Annotated in this window: 17 protein-coding genes and 3 tRNA genes; 10 read left to right on the forward strand and 10 right to left on the reverse strand. The window is 63.9% G+C overall.

What is annotated here, in order from left to right; all coding sequences use genetic code 11:
- Positions 1-14: 14 nt before the first annotated feature.
- The 4 genes from LE197_RS04465 to LE197_RS04480 form a co-directional block, all read right to left on the reverse strand.
- Positions 15-1142 (reverse strand): M14-type cytosolic carboxypeptidase, encoded by a 1128-nt coding sequence (locus LE197_RS04465; RefSeq protein WP_023085368.1) that lies wholly within the window; start codon positions 1140-1142, stop codon positions 15-17.
- A 140-nt stretch (positions 1143-1282) separates the two neighbouring features.
- Positions 1283-2158 (reverse strand): protease HtpX, encoded by an 876-nt coding sequence (htpX, locus tag LE197_RS04470; protein ID WP_003090915.1) that lies wholly within the window; start codon positions 2156-2158, stop codon positions 1283-1285.
- A 133-nt stretch (positions 2159-2291) separates the two neighbouring features.
- Entirely contained in the window at positions 2292-2744 is a 453-nt protein-coding gene (locus LE197_RS04475) for a hypothetical protein (protein WP_003115276.1), read from the reverse strand.
- Positions 2745-2795: 51 nt separating this feature from the next.
- The gene (locus tag LE197_RS04480) at positions 2796-4007 is read right to left on the reverse strand and encodes a pyridoxal phosphate-dependent aminotransferase (RefSeq protein ID WP_003090913.1); all 1212 of its coding nucleotides are present in this window, start codon (positions 4005-4007) and stop codon (positions 2796-2798) included.
- 184 nt (positions 4008-4191) lie between these two features.
- Here LE197_RS04480 and msrB point away from each other — a divergent pair, with 184 nt between their 5' ends.
- The 3 genes from msrB (at position 4192) to ospR (ending at position 5675) form a co-directional block, all read left to right on the forward strand.
- On the forward strand, positions 4192-4590 hold the full coding sequence (msrB, locus tag LE197_RS04485) for a peptide-methionine (R)-S-oxide reductase MsrB (protein ID WP_073666712.1): 399 nt from the start codon (positions 4192-4194) through the stop codon (positions 4588-4590).
- Between the two features lie 111 nt (positions 4591-4701).
- Positions 4702-5187, forward strand: a complete 486-nt coding sequence (locus LE197_RS04490; RefSeq protein WP_003090910.1) for a glutathione peroxidase — start codon at positions 4702-4704, stop codon at positions 5185-5187.
- Complete coding sequence (gene ospR, locus LE197_RS04495) at positions 5184-5675, forward strand: hydroperoxide stress response transcriptional regulator OspR (protein ID WP_003114767.1); 492 nt, start codon at positions 5184-5186, stop codon at positions 5673-5675. The genes LE197_RS04490 and ospR overlap by 4 nt, the downstream gene beginning before the upstream one ends.
- 18 nt (positions 5676-5693) lie before the next feature.
- On the opposite strand, the gene sagS is transcribed toward ospR, so the two are convergent.
- Positions 5694-8054, reverse strand: coding sequence for a two-component system sensor histidine kinase/response regulator SagS (sagS, locus tag LE197_RS04500; RefSeq protein ID WP_073666711.1), 2361 nt, complete (start codon positions 8052-8054; stop codon positions 5694-5696).
- Positions 8055-8136: 82 nt separating this feature from the next.
- On the opposite strand from sagS, the gene LE197_RS04505 reads away from it, so the two are divergent.
- Both LE197_RS04505 and LE197_RS04510 read left to right on the forward strand, forming a co-directional pair.
- Positions 8137-9027, forward strand: coding sequence for an ATP-binding protein (locus LE197_RS04505; RefSeq protein ID WP_003143737.1), 891 nt, complete (start codon positions 8137-8139; stop codon positions 9025-9027).
- A complete protein-coding gene (locus tag LE197_RS04510; protein WP_003090905.1) occupies positions 9024-9506 on the forward strand; it encodes a GAF domain-containing protein in 483 nt (160 codons plus the stop codon). Before LE197_RS04505 ends, LE197_RS04510 begins: the two co-directional genes overlap by 4 nt.
- A 9-nt stretch (positions 9507-9515) precedes the next feature.
- Here LE197_RS04510 and LE197_RS04515 read toward each other — a convergent pair whose 3' ends face one another.
- Positions 9516-10178 carry a glutathione S-transferase family protein gene (locus tag LE197_RS04515; protein WP_003114770.1) on the reverse strand — a complete coding sequence of 221 codons (663 nt, stop codon included), beginning with the start codon at positions 10176-10178 and terminating at the stop codon, positions 9516-9518.
- 61 nt (positions 10179-10239) lie between these two features.
- Positions 10240-11013 carry a hypothetical protein gene (locus LE197_RS04520; protein WP_031640569.1) on the reverse strand — a complete coding sequence of 258 codons (774 nt, stop codon included), beginning with the start codon at positions 11011-11013 and terminating at the stop codon, positions 10240-10242.
- Positions 11014-11230: 217 nt separating this feature from the next.
- Here LE197_RS04520 and LE197_RS04525 point away from each other — a divergent pair.
- The 4 genes from LE197_RS04525 (at position 11231) to LE197_RS04540 (ending at position 13714) form a co-directional block, all read left to right on the forward strand.
- Positions 11231-11306 (forward strand) — tRNA-Glu (locus LE197_RS04525).
- Positions 11307-11308: 2 nt separating this feature from the next.
- A tRNA-Gly gene (locus LE197_RS04530) sits at positions 11309-11384 on the forward strand.
- 84 nt (positions 11385-11468) lie between these two features.
- Positions 11469-11544, forward strand: a tRNA-Gly gene (locus tag LE197_RS04535).
- A 226-nt stretch (positions 11545-11770) separates the two neighbouring features.
- Complete coding sequence (locus LE197_RS04540; protein WP_226033862.1) at positions 11771-13714, forward strand: tyrosine-type recombinase/integrase; 1944 nt, start codon at positions 11771-11773, stop codon at positions 13712-13714.
- Between the two features lie 37 nt (positions 13715-13751).
- On the opposite strand, the gene LE197_RS04545 is transcribed toward LE197_RS04540, so the two are convergent.
- Together LE197_RS04545 and LE197_RS04550 are read right to left on the reverse strand one after the other, a co-directional pair.
- Positions 13752-14636 carry a Dyp-type peroxidase gene (locus LE197_RS04545; protein ID WP_009876630.1) on the reverse strand — a complete coding sequence of 295 codons (885 nt, stop codon included), beginning with the start codon at positions 14634-14636 and terminating at the stop codon, positions 13752-13754.
- A gap of 202 nt (positions 14637-14838) precedes the next feature.
- A complete protein-coding gene (locus LE197_RS04550; RefSeq protein ID WP_023106332.1) occupies positions 14839-15492 on the reverse strand; it encodes a substrate-binding domain-containing protein in 654 nt (217 codons plus the stop codon).
- A 119-nt stretch (positions 15493-15611) separates the two neighbouring features.
- Between LE197_RS04550 and LE197_RS04555 the strand changes: the two genes are divergently transcribed.
- A complete protein-coding gene (locus tag LE197_RS04555) occupies positions 15612-15905 on the forward strand; it encodes a helix-turn-helix domain-containing protein (protein WP_009459591.1) in 294 nt (97 codons plus the stop codon).
- Between the two features lie 22 nt (positions 15906-15927).
- On the opposite strand, the gene LE197_RS04560 is transcribed toward LE197_RS04555, so the two are convergent.
- A complete protein-coding gene (locus LE197_RS04560) occupies positions 15928-16818 on the reverse strand; it encodes a LysR family transcriptional regulator (RefSeq protein ID WP_023103878.1) in 891 nt (296 codons plus the stop codon).
- Between the last annotated feature and the right edge of the window lie 21 nt (positions 16819-16839).

Here is a 16839-nt window from a genome sequence, read left to right on the forward strand (position 1 = left end):
CGCCCCGTCCATTTTCAGCGGAGTTCGTCGACCAGCACCGCAAGGGTGCTCAGGACGTCCTGGCCGAGCCGCTTGGAGCGGGCGCCGGACCAGCCGGTCCCGGGCTCCGGGTTGTCGTCGTGGTCCTTGAACGGCATCTCGATGGTGAACGCCAGGCAGTCGTAGGTCTGCCCGACGAAGTTGCAGGCCAGCGCCAGGTTGGCCTGGCCCGGCGCACTGCGTGGGTAGCCATGGCGGATCTGGAATTCGCCGCGCGCCATCAGTTCCTCGCGGAAGCGTTGCTCGAGCCGTTCCAGGCGGGGCGTATAGCCCGGGTTGCCCTCGCAGCCGGCGGCGAATACGTGGGGGATTTCCTCGTCGCCGTGGATGTCGAGGAACAGGTCGACGCCATGGCGCTTCATCTCCTGCTGGACGAACCAGACTTCCGGGCTGCGCTCGGCGCTCGGCTCCAGCCAGGCCCGGTTGAGATCCTGGCCGGCGGCGTTGGTGCGCAGGTTGCCGTGGAACGCGCCGTCCGGGTTCATGTTCGGCACCAGGTACAGGTCGGCCTTTTCCAGCAGGCGCTGCATTTCCGTATCATCCGGCCGCTGCAGGCGCTCGATCAGGCCTTCCATGAACCATTCGGCCATGTGTTCGCCGGGATGCTGCTGGGCGATGACCCACAGCTTCAGGTGGCTGCCGGGATGGCGCCTGACCCGCAGCAATTCGATGTCGCGGCCTTGCACACTGGTGCCGACGGCGAGCCGTTCGACGCCCTCGATGCCGAGCGCACGTTCGACCAGGCGGGCATGCCGTTCGCGGCTGTAGGGCTCGAAGTAGGCGAAGCGGACTTCGCTTTCCTCCGGTTCCAGCTGGAAATGCAGGCCGTCGGCGTCGTATTGCGACGGTACGCGGAACCAGCGTTCGCCATCGTACGAGGCGACTGCCTGGTAGCCGCTCCAGGCATGGCTGTAGGCCGACTGGCCGGCGTTGACCAGGGTGAAGCGGTGCTCGGTGGCGGGAGCCATGCCCTCGACCTTGAAGTGGAACCACTGGAAATGCTGGCTGGCCAGGTCGGGACGGATCGCCAGGCGGATCCGGCGGGGATCGCTGGCATCGATGACCTGGATGTTGCCGCTGTCGAAATCGGCGCGGATCTGCATGGGAACCTCATCGGGCGAAATCACGGACCCGCATGTTCCGGGGCTGGCTCGCGGCTGTCAAAGCGACCATGGATAGGTGGCTTTCCCGGGCATAAAAAAAGGGCGACCGATGGTCGCCCTGTCCCAAGTGTGAAAGCGGATCAGCGTGCGCTGGCGCGCAGCGCTTCGATACGATCTTCCAGCGGCGGGTGGCTCATCAGCAGGCCGGCCAGGCCGTGCTTGAGGCCGCCATTGATGCCGAAGGCGTTCAGGGTGTCGGGCATCTGCACCGGCACGCCCTGTTCCGAACGCAGGCGTTGCAGCGCGGCGATCATCGCGCCGGTGCCGGCCAGGTGGGCGCCGGCGGCGTCGGCGCGGAACTCGCGGCGGCGCGAGAACCACATGACGATGATGCTGGCGAGGATGCCGAGCACCAGTTCGGCGAAGATGGTCGCGACGAAGTAGCCGATGCCCGGGCCGTCCTCGTTCTTCAGGATGGCCTTGTCGACGAAGTTGCCGAAGATCCGCGCGAAGAACATCACGAAGGTGTTCACCACGCCCTGGATCAATGCCAGGGTGACCATGTCGCCGTTGGCGACGTGACCGATCTCGTGGGCGAGGACGGCTTTCACCTCATCGGGCGAGAAACGTTCGAGCAGGCCCTGGCTGACCGCGACCAGCGCGTCGTTCTTGTTCCAGCCGGTGGCGAAGGCGTTGGCCTCGTAGGCGGGGAAGATGCCGACCTCCGGCATCTTGATGCCGGCTTCGCGGGACAGCTCTTCGACGGTTTGCAGCAGCCACTGTTCGTGACGGGTGCGCGGCTGGCTGATGACTTCGGTACCGGTGCTCATCTTCGCCATCCACTTGGAGATGAACAGCGAGACCAGCGAACCGGCGAAACCGAACACGGCGCAGAAGACCAGCAGGCTGCCGTAATTCTGGCCGGTGAAGCGGTCCACCCCGAGCAGTTTCAGGGTGATGCTGGCAATCACCAGGACTGCCAGGTTGGTGGCCAGGAACAACAGGATGCGCATCATGGTGTAAAGCTTCTCCTCACGGCTGAAGGCACGGAGCGCGGTTCGCAGGCCGCCGGGGCCGGCGAACGGGCTCCTGATAATCATGCGGGGTTATATAAGGGGCGGTCCATGGCGATTCAATCGAGGGACTATTTCAAACTGTGTCGCCTTGCGCGCCCAGATTGCCCTCGAACAGCAGGCGGGTCAGCCCGGCCAGGCGTTCGCCGTCGCCCTGCGCCAGCGCCTGGCGCAACTGGTTGGCCAGGCTGGCCTGTTCGCGGCGCACGCTGGCCGGCGCCTCGGCCAGCGCCGCCGCGGCCCGGGGGACGATACGGGTAAGTCTTAGGAAGGCCTTTTCGCTGAGCACCGCCTGGTCGAGAGCCTCGTAATGAATGGTGTTGGCGAAGCGCAGGTAGCCTTCCTCGGCGAGCCAGAGCAACGCGCCCAGACAACTTTGGTGACGTTTGCTCGGCAGGCCGAACTCGTCCGGCGCCTCGCGGCCGATCAGGTCTTCGACGTAGAGCGCGGTCTTGCGCGGAAACGCCTGGTAGAGAAGCAGGAGGCCGCCAGCGGCGTCCTTGTGGAAGTCGTCGATCTGCAGGTCCATGGATGGGTCGCCGGGCAGGGCGGCGCCAGCGGCGCCGCGGGAGCGGGGGGGTTACTGCTGGTAGCCCTTGAGGAAGCTGCCGATGCGCAGGATCGCCTGCTCCAGGTCGTCGACGCGGGGCAGGGTGACCACCCGGAAGTGGTCGGGCCACGGCCAGTTGAAGGCGGTGCCCTGGACGATCAGCAGTTTTTCCGAGAGCAGCAGGTCGAGGACGAACTTTTCGTCGTTGTGGATCGGGCAGACCTTCGGATCGATCCGCGGGAAGGCGTACAGCGCGCCCATCGGCTTCACGCAGCTGACGCCGGGGATGTCGTTGAGCAGTTCCCAGGCGCGGTTGCGCTGCTCCAGCAGGCGCCCCGGCGGCAGGACCAGATCGTTGATGCTCTGGTAGCCGCCCAGGGCGGTCTGGATCGCGTGCTGCGCCGGGACGTTGGCGCACAGGCGCATGTTGGCGAGGATGTCGAGACCTTCGATATAGCTCTGTGCCCGCTGCTTGGGCCCGGAGATCGCCACCCAGCCGGAGCGGAAGCCGGCCACCCGGTAGGATTTGGACAGGCCGTTGAAGGTCAGGCAGAGCACGTCCGGCGCCAGCGAGGCGGTGGAGACGTGGACGGCGCCGTCGTAGAGGATCTTGTCGTAGATCTCGTCGGAGAACAGCACCAGGTTGTGCTGGCGGGCCAGTTCGACCATGCCTTCCAGCACTTCCCTGGAATACACCGCGCCGGTGGGGTTGTTCGGGTTGATGATCACCATCGCCCTGGTATTCGGCGTGATCTTCGCCTTGATGTCTTCCAGGTCCGGCCACCAGTTGGCCTGCTCGTCGCACAGGTAGTGCACCGGCTTGCCGCCGGCGAGGCTGACGGCGGCGGTCCACAGCGGGTAGTCGGGAGCGGGGATCAGCACCTCGTCGCCGTTGTTCAGCAGCGCCTGCATGGACATCACGATCAGTTCCGACACGCCGTTGCCGAGGTAGATGTCCTCGATGCCGACGCCTTCCACCTGCTTCTGCTGGTAATACTGCATCACTGCCTTGCGCGCGCTGAACAGGCCCTTGGAGTCGCTGTAGCCCTGGGCGGTCGGCAGGTTGCGGATGACGTCCTGGAGAATTTCCTCGGGAGCTTCGAAACCGAACGGCGCCGGGTTGCCGATATTCAGCTTGAGGATGCGGTGACCCTCTTCCTCTAGGCGTTTGGCGTGCTTGAGCACCGGCCCGCGAATGTCATAGCAGACGTTGGCGAGCTTGTTCGATTTGCTGACCTGCATGATGTGTCGAGTCCCGAAGTGAGCGAACACCGTGGAACAGGCTGCGAAAAGCCCGCTGGATCGCGGCTTGGCAGGCTGTAACGCGGATGACAGACTGGCGTCTATAAGGAGCACGCATGATACGTGCGGCCCGTCCCCCGGAAAAGGGAGCGCCGGGCATTTTTCAGATCGCGAGGTAGAGCCGATGAGCAAGATCGACAAACCCCTGGACTCCTGGCGCGAGGAGTTGACCGAAGAGCAGTTCCACATCTGTCGCCTGGGCGGTACCGAACGCGCCTTCAGTGGCGAATACCACGCCACCAAGACCCCCGGGATCTATCATTGCACCTGCTGCGGCACGGCGTTGTTCGACTCCGACGCCAAGTACGACTCCGGCAGCGGTTGGCCGAGCTATTTCCAGCCGGTGGACGCCGAGGCGGTCCGCGAACTGGACGACTTCAGCCACGGCATGCATCGCATCGAAGTCCGCTGCGGTCGCTGCGATGCCCACCTGGGGCACGTCTTCCCGGATGGCCCCCGGCCCACCGGGTTGCGTTACTGCATCAACTCGGCCTCGCTGAGGCTGGTGCCGCGGGAGAGCTAGAGAGCGACGACCCGTCTTTGGTTCGGGTCGTTTTTCATTCAATCAATTTGTGTGCAATTGAATTGCGAGCTACTTTGTTTCGAGACCCACCCTCAACAAGGAAGACAAGCCATGAGCGATTCGCTGCTGAGCATTCCCTGCACCACCATCAAGGGCGAACAGAAGACCCTGGCCGACTTCGGCGGCAAGGCGCTGCTGGTGGTGAACACCGCCAGCAAGTGCGGCTTCACCCCGCAGTACCAGGGGCTGGAGGCCTTGTGGGAAAAATACCGTGAGCGCGGACTGGTGGTGCTCGGGTTCCCCTGCAACCAGTTCGGCAAGCAGGAACCGGGCGACGAGGGCGAGATTTCGCAGTTCTGCGAACTGAACTACGGGGTGAGCTTCCCGCTGTTCAGGAAGATCGAGGTCAACGGCGCCGGCGCCCACCCGTTGTTCGTCAGCCTGAAGAAGCGCGCGCCGGGCCTGCTCGGCAGCCAGGGCATCAAGTGGAACTTCACCAAGTTCCTGATCGGCCGCGATGGCCAGGTGGTGAAGCGCTATGCGCCGACCACCAAGCCGGAGGAGCTGAGCTCGGCGATCGAGGCGTTGCTTGAATGAGCACCCGGGGAAAAGTCGCCAGGCCGGATGGCGTCGAAGAATCGCTGCTGCTCGACAACCAGCTGTGTTTCAAGCTGTACGCCGCCTCGCGCGCGGTGATCCGCGGCTATCGGCCGCTGCTCGAACAGATCGGCCTGACCTACCCGCAGTACCTGGTCATGCTGGTGCTCTGGGAGTGGCATGCGAGCCCGCCGGAGCAGCCGACGGTGAAGGCCCTGGGCGACCGCCTGCTGCTCGACTCCGGAACCCTGACGCCCTTGCTCAAGCGTCTCGAACAGCTCGGCCTGGTGGATCGCCGTCGCGCCAGTCACGATGAGCGGGAAGTGCACCTGACGCTGACGGTGCCGGGGATCACCTTGCGCGAACGGGTCATTCCGCTGCGCCAGCAGCTGATCTGCAGCACCGGTTTCGACCTCAACGAGATGTTCGACCTGCACCAGCGCCTGGGCGGATTGCTGTCGCGCTTCCGTCTGGTGGTAGGAGGCTAGCCGTCGTCGCGAGGCCGGCTAGTCGCTCGCGGTGAGCGGGCACCAACGGTCGAGGATGGCTTTCAGTTCGTCGCGGTGGAAAGGCTTGGCCAGGTAGTCGTCCATGCCGGCGGCACGACAACGTTCGCGCTCGTCCGGCAGGGCGTTGGCGGTCAGCGCGATGATCGGCAGGCCGCCCCAGCGTCCGCTGTCGCGGATCTGCCGGGTCGCTTCGTAGCCGTCCATCACTGGCATGTTGCAGTCCATCAGGACCAGGTCGATGGGATGCTCCTCCAGCATCTTCAGGGCATTCAGCCCGTGTTCGGCGATCCATACCTGGCAGCCGAGCTTGTGCAGCAGGCCCTTGGCGACCAACTGGTTGACCGGGTTGTCCTCCACCAGCAGGACCCGGGTGTTGCGCTGTTCTCCCGTGGTGTCCGAGGCGCTCGACGGGGCTATGGCAGTGTGTTCGAGCACGTGTTTCAGGGCCTGGTACAACTGGTTGCGACTCAGCGGCCTGGCCAGTTGGCGCAGCGGCGACAGGCGGCGGGCCAGCTCCGGTTCGAGGAAACTGCCGTAGGCGGTGACCAGCAGGATCGGCGTACCGATGCTCGGACGCAGTCCCATCAGACAGTCCGGGCAATCCGATATCAGTACGTCGAGCGAGTGGCCGAGCAGGCTGTCGTCGGTCTCCAGACGCTTGTACTCCAGGCCCCAGCGCGGCAGCCAGGTTTGCAGCAGCTGCGCCAGCCCGCTGTTGGCCGAGCATTGCGCGATCACCCGGCCGCGCAGCGGCAGCGCCTGCAGCGGAGGGCTGACCGGCGCCAGCGGCAGGCGGACGCTGAACAGGCTGCCCAGGCCGACCGTCGACTCCACCGTCAGCTCGCCCTGCATGGCCTCGCACAGCTTGCGCGTGAGGGCCAGGCCGAGGCCTGTGCCGCCGTATTGGCGGGTGATACCCGCGTCGGCCTGGGTGAACGGTTGGAAGATGCGATCCAGCGCCTCCTGGGCGATGCCGATGCCGGTGTCGCGCACACTGATGCGCACACCCTCGGCGGTGGCTTCCACGCGAACGTCGACCCGCCCCAGGCGGGTGAACTTCAGCGCGTTGGACAGCAGGTTGCTGACGACCTGGCGAATCCGCGTCGGGTCGCCGGAAACCTGGGCGGGCAGGGCGGGGTCGACCAGGCAGGTCAACTCCACGCCGGCCGCGGCGTTCTGCGAGAGGAGGCTGGCGGTGTCTTCCACCAGGACGCCCAGGTCGAACGGGATCTGTTCCAGGACCAGTTGCCCGGCCTCGAACTTGGAGAGGTCGAGCACGTCGTTGAGCAATTCCACCAGCACCTTGCCGGAGTCGTGGGCGATCGACAGTTGCTGGCGCTGTTCCGGGGTGAGCGGGCCGTCGAGGCTCAGCGAGAGCATGCCGAGCAGGCCGTTCAGCGGCGTGCGGATCTCGTGGCTCATGTTGGCCAGGAAGCTGGCGCGGGCCTGGGCCATATCGAGAGCGGTCTGGCGGGCTTCTTCGAGTTCCTGGTTGGATAGCGTCAGGCGCGCGTTGGCGGCCTTCAGCTCGGCGGTACGGGCGGCGACGATGCTTTCCAGCTCCTCCAGGTACTGGGTCAGGCGGTTCTCCGCCTCCCGGCGCTGTTCGATCTCTACCGAGATGCGCCCGAGCTGGCGGTTGATGACTTCCACCAGCACGCCGATCTCGTCGCGTTCGTGGCCCTTGGGGCAGGGCAGGCGCATGCGTGCCGGCGAGCGTGGATCGTGTCCGCTGAGGGCCTGGATCAGGCTGACCAGGGGCTTGGTCAGCAGGGTATAGAAGAGCACCAGCAGGATCAGCGACAGCAGCAGGCTGCGCACGAAGCCGGAGAGCAGGGTGATGCCGGCGCGACGGAGGAAGTCGTTGCCGAACACGAAGGTGTCGATTTCCAGGTGCAGTACGCCGAGGGCCTCGCCCGGCGCATGGTCGACATGCAACGGGTCCTCGTAGACCCGCTTGTGGCCGAAGAGGAAGTCGCTGAGCGGCCGCAGGCGGCTTTCGGCGGGTTCGCGCGAGGCGCTGGCCAGCGGCAGGCCGGAGGTGTCGATGATTTCCGCGCGGACCACGGCGGGCGAGCGCAGCAGGCCGAGGACCAGCTCCTGGGCCAGCTCCGCATCGATGTTGTAGGCGATTCGCGCGGCGGGGTTGTGGCTGACGTCCAGCAGCGCGCGCACTTCGCGATTGATGGATGCGTCCTGGCTGGCATAATCGACGCCAACCTGAATCAGGCTGAGCAGGGTTCCCAGGATAAAGGCCACCAGCACGGTGAGGCTGGCCTGTTTGAACGACAGGCGATGGGTCAGCGCTATATCCATGGGGGCGGGGATCAGCCTTGGCGAGGTTCTGCCGCCTAGCATAGCCCATCCCGACCGTCTGTCGGGGTTCCTGGGCGCAACCGATGATCGATCCGTGACGTCAGTCCGATCCGAGGAGAACAGAGTGGATTCCCGATTGAGCGATTTTCTTGCCCGCGCCGAAAGCGTGCTCGCGCGCCTGGAGCCGCTGCTGCCGGCCGTACGCGAAGCCGTCGACTGGGAGCGCAGCCTGGCGGCGCGCTGGCACCGCGACGGCCGTAGCGGCTACCTGCAGCCGCTGGAGGTCAGCCTCGACCTGCGCCTGGCCGACCTGCTGGGCGTAGAGCGGCAGCGCGAGCAACTGGAACGCAACACCCGCCAGTTCGTCGCCGGCCAGCCGGCCAACCACGCCTTGCTCTGGGGGGCCCGCGGGACCGGCAAGTCCTCTCTGGTTCGTGCGCTGCTGGCCGAGCTGGCCGGCGCCGGGCTGCGCCTGATCGAGATCGAGCGCGACCACCTGGCCGACCTGCCGCGCGTGGTGGAGCAACTGCAAGGCCTGCCACAGCGCTTCGTGCTGTTCTGCGACGACCTCTCGTTCGATGCCGGGGAAGGCGACTACCGGGTACTCAAGAGCGTGCTCGACGGCTCGCTGGAACAGGCGCCGGAGAATGTGCTGCTCTACGCCACCTCCAACCGCCGGCACCTGGTTTCGGAGAAGCAGAGCGACAACGAGAACTGGAAGATGGTGGACGGCGAGCTGCATCCCAACGAAGCGGTGGAGGACAAGATCGCCTTGTCCGACCGTTTCGGCCTGTGGCTGTCGTTCTATCCCTTCACCCAGGAGCATTTCCTCAGCGTGGTTCGCCACTGGGTGGACGTGCTCGCGGAGAAGGCCGGGCTGGCCTGGAGCTGGAGCGAGGAACTGGAGAAGGAAGCGATCCGCTGGGCGCTTGGCCGCGGCAACCGCAACGGCCGTTGCGCCTATCAGTTCTCCCGCTACTGGGTGGGCAAGCAACTGCTGGAGCGCCAGGCATGATCGATCTGCAGCAATCTGGCGCCGGGCTGGCCGGCTACGCCCTGCTGGCGGCGCAGGCCGAGGCGCTGTTCGCCGACGAGCGCGATTTCATCGCCAACGCCGCGCAGTTCTCCGCCTTTCTCTTCCATGAGCTGGGCGACCTGAACTGGGCCGGCTTCTATCTGAACCGCAACGAGGAACTGGTCCTGGGACCGTTCCAGGGCAAGGTCGCCTGCGTCCGCATCCCCTTCTCCAAGGGCGTCTGCGGCGCCGCGGCGCGTACCCGGCTGACCCAGCGGGTCGACGACGTCCACGCGTTTCCCGGCCACATCGCCTGCGACAGCGCTTCCAGCAGCGAACTGGTGGTGCCTCTGCTCAAGGACGGCCGCCTGGTCGCTGTGCTCGATCTGGACAGCCCGAGCGTGGGACGCTTCAGCGCCGAGGACCAGGCCGGGATCGAAGGCCTGGTGGAGATATTCCTGCGCCTGACGGACTGCTGAGCGACGCGTTCAGGCTTTCGCTGCGAGCTTGTCGAGGGTCCGTCGTTCCCCCGGCAGCAGCGCTTGCATCGCCGGGCGTTCGAGCATCCGCGCGAAATGCGCGGCGAGGGCCGGCCAGCGTTGCTCGTCCAGGTTTTCGCCGGCGTGACGCAGGTTGACCAACTGGCTGGCGATCGCCAGGTCGGCGAGGGTCAGTCGCTCGCCGACGAAGAAGGCCCGGCCGTCGAGATGGTTTTCCAGGTAATCGAAGTGCGCTGGCAGCTTTTCCTCCAGCGCGCGACGCACGTCGTTCTCCTCGCAGGCCTGGCCCATCGCCGGCTTGAGTATCCGGTTGCGGAAGATCGTCAGCGTGGCCAGGGGAGCGATCTCGTAGTCGGCGTATTTTTCCAGCCAGCGCACCGCTGCGCGGCTGGCGGGGGCGTCGCCCTGGAGATTCGGCGGTTCGGGATAGCGTTCTTCCAGGTACTGGCAGATCACGCTGGAGTCGGCGAGGGCCAGGTCGCCGTCGCGCAACGCCGGGATGCGGCCCAGCGGACTGATCTCGCGATACCAGGCCGGCTGGCCGAAAGGGGCGATCGCTTCCAACTGGTAGTCGAGGCCCTTTTCGGCCAGGAGCAGGCGGACCTTGCGGACGAACGGAGACAGCGGGGCTCCGTAGAGTGTCAGGCTCATAACGATTTCCTCGGTCGATATGAGCCTGGGTTATAGCACGGCTGCCGTAGGCAGGCCGGAATCAGTCGTAGACGTTCTTCTTCTTCCACAGGTCGTCTGCATCGAGGGCCTTCAATCCCTCGTTGAGTTCGCTGGGCTCCTCGCTCGCCGGCTGGCTGTTGTTCAGCACCATCGCGTTGGCGCGGGCCAGCTGCGTTTCCATCTGCTGCAGCTCCGCCTGGTAGCGCGCCAGCTCGGGCTGCTTGCGCAGGTACTGGGCGCCGCGTTCGAAGGCCAGGCGCGCCTGGCGCGGTTCGTTCTGCTGCAGGGCCTGCTGGCCGAGATTGCCGAAGAACTCGATATGCAGGCGCACCAGGAGGTGGCGAATCTCCTTGACCCAGATCTGCGCCTCGCTGCGCGGCAGGTGGCCGTCCTGGGTGAAACGGGTGAGCTGGGCATGCAGGGCTTCGAAGAGGAAGCGGACTTCCTTGGCCTTGTCCTCGGTCAGGATCGCCTGGGGCGGATTGCGCACCGGGATCGACTCGCCCTTGGCGACCAGCGCGCGCAACTCTTCTATACGAGTCTTGAGCCCGGCATCGGCTTTCTTCTGCAGCGCCAGTTGCTGCTCGCTGAGGCTGAGCTCGATCTGGCTCATCAACAGCTTCAGCGACGGGCTGACGAACTGGCCGGGAAGGCTCTCGGAAATCTGCGCGCAGCGCCGGACCCGGTCGTTGAGTTCGGCCTTCAGGCGCGCTTTCTCCAGCTTGCTGTTTTCCACCACGTGGTTGATATAGCCAATGGCGATGAGGAGGGCGATCCCGCCGATGATGAGGGCGGTAATGAGGAGTGGCGACACCTTGGGACTCCGCTGTAAGAATTTTCTCAGTCTAATGTCTTGGTGCTACCACCGATAGCAGCAGCTCATTATTTGCACAGAAGTCTTTGATTTAAAAAAATTTTCTCAGAAGGGTTGACGCCTCCCCGGACGCTCCATAAAATGCGCGCCACTTCCAGCGTGAAGCCAAACGCGAAACACTGGAAGCCGGAAAGATCTGTTGTAAGTTCCGGGCCGCGTCCCCTTCGTCTAGTGGCCTAGGACACCGCCCTTTCACGGCGGTAACAGGGGTTCGAGTCCCCTAGGGGACGCCATTGCGGGAATAGCTCAGTTGGTAGAGCACGACCTTGCCAAGGTCGGGGTCGCGAGTTCGAGTCTCGTTTCCCGCTCCAAATTCTACAACCTGGCTTCGGCGGGGTTGGTGAAAGTTAGGCGTCAAAGGTTCGGTTTCGGCCGAACGGGCAACAAGTTGTAACGCGGGAATAGCTCAGTTGGTAGAGCACGACCTTGCCAAGGTCGGGGTCGCGAGTTCGAGTCTCGTTTCCCGCTCCAAATTTTGATCCACAGACTTCTACTGGGGTCTGTAGGTCATTGAAAAAAGGAGCTTCGGCTCCTTTTTTCATTCCAGCGAGTGCCACGGAAATCCACCCACAGCTACCGTTTTTGAGTGACCAAATAAGGCACAAGAATACGGGTGGGTCGGCTACCGGATAGTTGCTGGGGCTGAGCGGGGACCATGACGAGCATAGGGCCTAAGTCATTACTTAGGAGTCTCGAAATGGCGCTCTCTGATCTGACCGTCCGGCAGGCGAAGACCACCGGAAAACGCTACACCCTCTCCGACAACGACTGCCTGGGCCTGATGGTCTCAGCCGCAGGCGGCAAGTCATGGCAATTCCGCTACTACTGGCTGGGCAAGCAAAAGCGCCTGTGCCTGGGCGGCTATCCTGCTCTCAGCCTGCGCGAGGCCCGGATCGAGCGAGACAAGGCCCAGGCCCTGCTCGCCAGGGGGATCGATCCTCAGGTCGAGCGCGACCAGAAACGGCACGCGGCCAAGCTGGCGGGCGAATACACCTTCAAGACCGTCTTCGATGCCTGGGTCGAGCATCGCCGCAAGGAACTCAAGGAAGGCCGTCAAAGCACGCTGTCGCAGATCCTGCGCATCTTCAACAAGGACGTGTTGCCCACCCTGGGAAGAATGTCGATCTACGACATTCGCCGCCCCCAACTCCTGGGCGTCTTGGCGGCGATCGAGAAACGCAAGGCGTTCACCACCGCCGAGAAGGTCCGCACCTGGTTCAACCAGTTGTTCCGCTATGCCCTGGTCATTGCCGAGGGGTTGGAAGTCAACCCGGCCGCCGACCTGGACGTGGTGGCAGAGCCCAAGCCCCCCGTAGCCCACAATCCCTACCTGCACCTGCCCGAGATGCCCGAGTTCCTCCAGAAGCTCCGGCTCTACAACCCCCGTGGCTGGCAGACCCAGCTTGGCGTCCGGCTGCTGTTCCTGACCGGGGTGCGCACCGGCGAACTGCGATTGGCCGAACCCGAACAGTTCGACCTCGACAGGGGCTTGTGGATCATCCCACCGCAGATCGTCAAGCAGCTCCAGGATGAAATGCGCAAGGCAGGGAAGCGGCCGCAGGATGTGCCCCCCTATATCGTGCCGCTATCCCTGCAGGCCATCGAGATCGTGCGCTATCTCCTGGGGGTGATGCGGCCGGCGCAGAAGTACTTGCTGTCACACCGCAGCGAACTCAAGAAGCGCATCAGCGAGAACACCCTCAACAAGGCCGTGCAGCTCATGGGCTATGGGGGGCGCCTGACCGGCCACGGCATCCGCGGCACTATCTCGACGGCGCTCAACGAGATTGGCTACCCGAAGATTTGGGTGGACGCGCAGCTTTCCCATTCCGACCCCAACAAGGTGAGTTCGTCCTACAACCACGCCAAGTACGTTGAGCCGCGCCGTCGGATGATGCAGGACTGGGCCGATCGGCTCGACCTGCTCGAACAGGGCGAAGTGGAAGCCGCGAGCGCGCATCTGACCATCCGTATCGACGGGGTGCCGGCGATGGCAGAAGTGGAGGAAGCGGTGGATGCGACCCTCGCGATGGCCGAGCCCACTCCTCCCGGCGTCCCGCCCGTCGTGGCCACGCCTATTGTCGTAACCCCGAGCAACGGCGGCATCACGTTCCAGCGGCTGTCTCAGGTACCGCCGCCTCCGACGCATGCCCCAGAGCCGGAAGTGTCCGCGATCCAGCGCGAGCGCGAGGAAATGCTGACCATCTACGAGTCTCCAAGCAGCTTGCCGGTCCCGCTGTTCGGCAAGCTGGCCGGAAAGTCCAAGGACCAGATCAACCGCGAACTGAAAGCGGGCAAGTTGCTGTCCATCAGTTTGGGCAATCGGGGGCAGCGTGTTCCCGATTGGCAACTGGTGCCGCTCAAGCACAAGCTGGCCCAGGTGCTCATGAACCAGTGCCCGCACGCGGATTCGTGGGATCTGTACCGCATGCTGACCCAGCCGCACCCTGACCTGGGGGACCGCGCGGCCATTGATGCGGTCACGCCGACCAACGTGCCGGCGATCATCCAGGTCATCATGGGCGACTACCAGCACTATGCGGATATGCCCGAGGCCATTGCCCCGTACCCCATCCCCGAGGATGTGCGGCAAAGCGTTCGTCGGCTGGTGGATAGCGCAGTAGTTCTAGACGGAGCATAGGGCTCTCAAACCTTGCAGGGGCCTTGCGGCCCCTGCATTACGCTTGCACCGCCTCCACGAGTTCGCTCAGCGTGCGCGGTGCGGGAGCGAAGAACACGGCGCCGGTGTGCGCCGTCGAGAAATCGAGCAGGCGGTCGTGCATGCCTGGCGGATCGCCGAGGAACATGCGCTCCAGCATCTTCTGCGTCACCCACAGATGCCTGGAGTAGCCGATGAAGTAGGTGCCATATTCGCCCTGGCCGGGGCGGCCGAAGGGCATGTTGTCGCGCAGGATGTCGTGCTCGGTGCCGTCGTCGTCCACGATCGTGGCGAGGGTCTTGTGCGATTTCTGGCCGCTCGTCGCGTCGGGCAATTCGACATTGCTGACGATCTCCCGGCCGATGATCCGCTCTTGCTCGTCCTTGGCGAGCCGAGCCCACGGCTGCATTTGGTGCAGATACTTCTGCACCACCAAGTAGCTGCCGCCGGCGAACGCCTGATCTTCACTGCCGACCAGCGTCGAGGCGCCGATGTCGTGCCCGGTCGGGTTGGCCGTGCCATCGACAAAGCCAAGCAGGTCGCGGGAGTCGAAGTAGCGAAAACCGACCACCTCGTCGGCCACCGTCACGCTGCTGCCCAGTTGGTCCAGCAGCAGGCGCTCGAATTCAAAACAGAGGTCCTCGCGTTCGGCACGGATGTGAAAGAACAGGTCGCCGGGCGTGGCAGGCGCGGTGTGCTTGGCACCCTCGATGGGCACGAAGGGCCGTAGTTCCTTCGGGCGCTTCCCGGTCTGGAAACGGTCCCATAGCGCCGATCCCAGTGCAGTGATGCACGACAGCCGGCCGTTGAGATCGCGGAAGCCCACCGTTTTGATCAGGTCGTCCAGCCCGTCCAAGACGCCGGCGACCGCCTGAAGGGCCTCGTGGCCCTCGGCGACTGTCAACGTGAGAAACACCGCCGCGCGCGACAGCGGCGCATCGATGCTTTGCGAGTCAATTGGTACTCGATCCCAACCACTTCCAACCATTCGTGCCTCCAAAGACCATGTTAATTCATCATATTGCCAGAGATGGAAGCGCTATCACTGGCGCGCTAACAGGCGCGTGCCGCTGCAATTACCCGCACGCAGCCTCGGCGAGAGCGGGCTATGGGGTATTCGAGCAAGCCGCCCTGTCCCTGGCAACCAACATTGCCCTGTGCTCGAACCGCTCAGAAACAACATTGGCTCGTCCGTGGGGCCGCTGCAGATATGTCACGATCTCGTAGGGGCCGTCTGAAAGCGGTCGCATAGTGATCCCCCACGCATGGGCACGCTCAATGCGCGATTGCGCGGAGAGCCCCACTCCGTAGCCAGCGGTCACCCAAAGCGCCATCATCTCGAACGAAGTCACGTGCTGAATGCTCTGCTGGCTCAACGGAAGAAAGGACAGTCGCTGATCCAGCAGTAGGCAAGCCTCCGCCGGCCAGCGAAACACCGGATAGTCCAGAAGCTCGGCAAGCGTGATCTTCGCCTGGGCAACTAAGGGGGACCCCAGCGGCACTGCAACAGCCACGTTCTCCACCCAGAGCGGTTGGCTTTTCACGGCCGGAGCACCAGCGTTCCGAAGCGTCATTCCAGCGTCGTAGCGGCCTTCCTCAAGGCCCGTCAACAGATCATCGGCTGAGGTCTCAAAGAACGTGATGGTGACTTCTGGTTCCTCCGCGCGCTGTAGGGCAAGAAGCGTTGTGAGGCAAGAGGATGGCACTCCGGGCGCGATAGCAAGCCTGAAATGGGAAAACTGGCTGGTGGCGTCATGCATGAGGGCCCCCAATAAGCGATCTGTCCAGAAAGGCAAACCAGCGTTGCAGGAAAGAGTGAAGTTTAACGTCGTTATCTTTAACGTGGTTAATTGTGGCAGATTGTTTGACGCTTCTGCTAATGCAGAAATCAACAATTCAGCCAGGCCGTCCTTCTGGCACATCGACGTATGAATCCGAGTCGGCGTTAGCCTTCGGACAGGCCGTGCGCGCTGCGCGCGTCGCTCAAGGAGTCGCGCAAGACGAGTTCGCATCTCGGGCAAGCATTTCGCGTTCTCACATGGGTAAGATCGAGCGTGGTGAGCACGTGCCCACGCTTCCGCTCATACTGAAAATTTCTACGGCACTTGGAATAAGCGCGGCTGACCTGATGACGGCGACCGAACGCAATCTGCGTGCCGACACTGATCCCTGAGTGTCTAGCCTGCCAGGCTCCGTCAACCGTCCGAAGAGTCGCGAAGGCGAACGATAAATCGCTCCACCGAAGCCGATAAATTGCCGCCGTCGGGCCGAAGCAGGTAGGTGGTGATCACGGCAGAATCCATCGCCAAGGGGCGGATCACCACATCCGGCCGTTGGGAGATGGGAATCTTGGTCGCCGTCATGAAGCCGATGCCGTAGCCGGCGCCGACCAACGTGAGCATCATGTCCAGCGAGGACACTTCCTCGACAACATTCAGCTTGTGCTCCAACGTGTTGAGCAGCCGCTTGAGTTCGCGGCAATAGCCCTCGCATACCTGCGGGTCGCACAGGACAAGTGGATGGCCTTGAAGTTCTTGAAGTGGCACCTCCTTGTAGGTGAGCAATGAGTGACGAGCTGGCACCGCAATCACCAGCGGGTCGTGCCAGATTGGTTCGGCAGCGATACCGTCGCCGACATCGCCCGTGTGCGCGAACCCGATCATGAAGTCGCCCGAACGCAAGCCACGCACTTGCTCTGCCAGAGGCACTTCTGACAAGCGTATTTCGATCTCCGGCTCCTCGGCGCGGCAACGAGCCAGAAATGCCGACAGCCGTGGATCGATAGCCCCATCTGATACAGCGATGCGCAGGCTACCGCGCAAGCCCGATGCCACAGCCTTGGCATTTTCACGAGCCTGTTCCAGCACTGTGAATAGACGGCGAACATCTTGCAAGAAGACCGCGCCCGCCGCCGTTAGAACTGTTCCTCGTCGGTTTCGGTCGAAGAGCACTACGCCCAACTCGTCCTCAAGTTCCTTGATGGCTCGTGATAGCGGTGGTTGTTCGATATGCAGGCGCTCAGCCGCCCGCGTGAAATGTAGCTCCTCAGCAAGAACTACGAAGCAGCGAAGATGGCGCAGCTCCATAGGCCACCCTCCCGTTCCGAC

This window comes from Pseudomonas sp. PS1(2021) (assembly GCF_020405165.1).
GTDB lineage: Bacteria > Pseudomonadota > Gammaproteobacteria > Pseudomonadales > Pseudomonadaceae > Pseudomonas > Pseudomonas aeruginosa.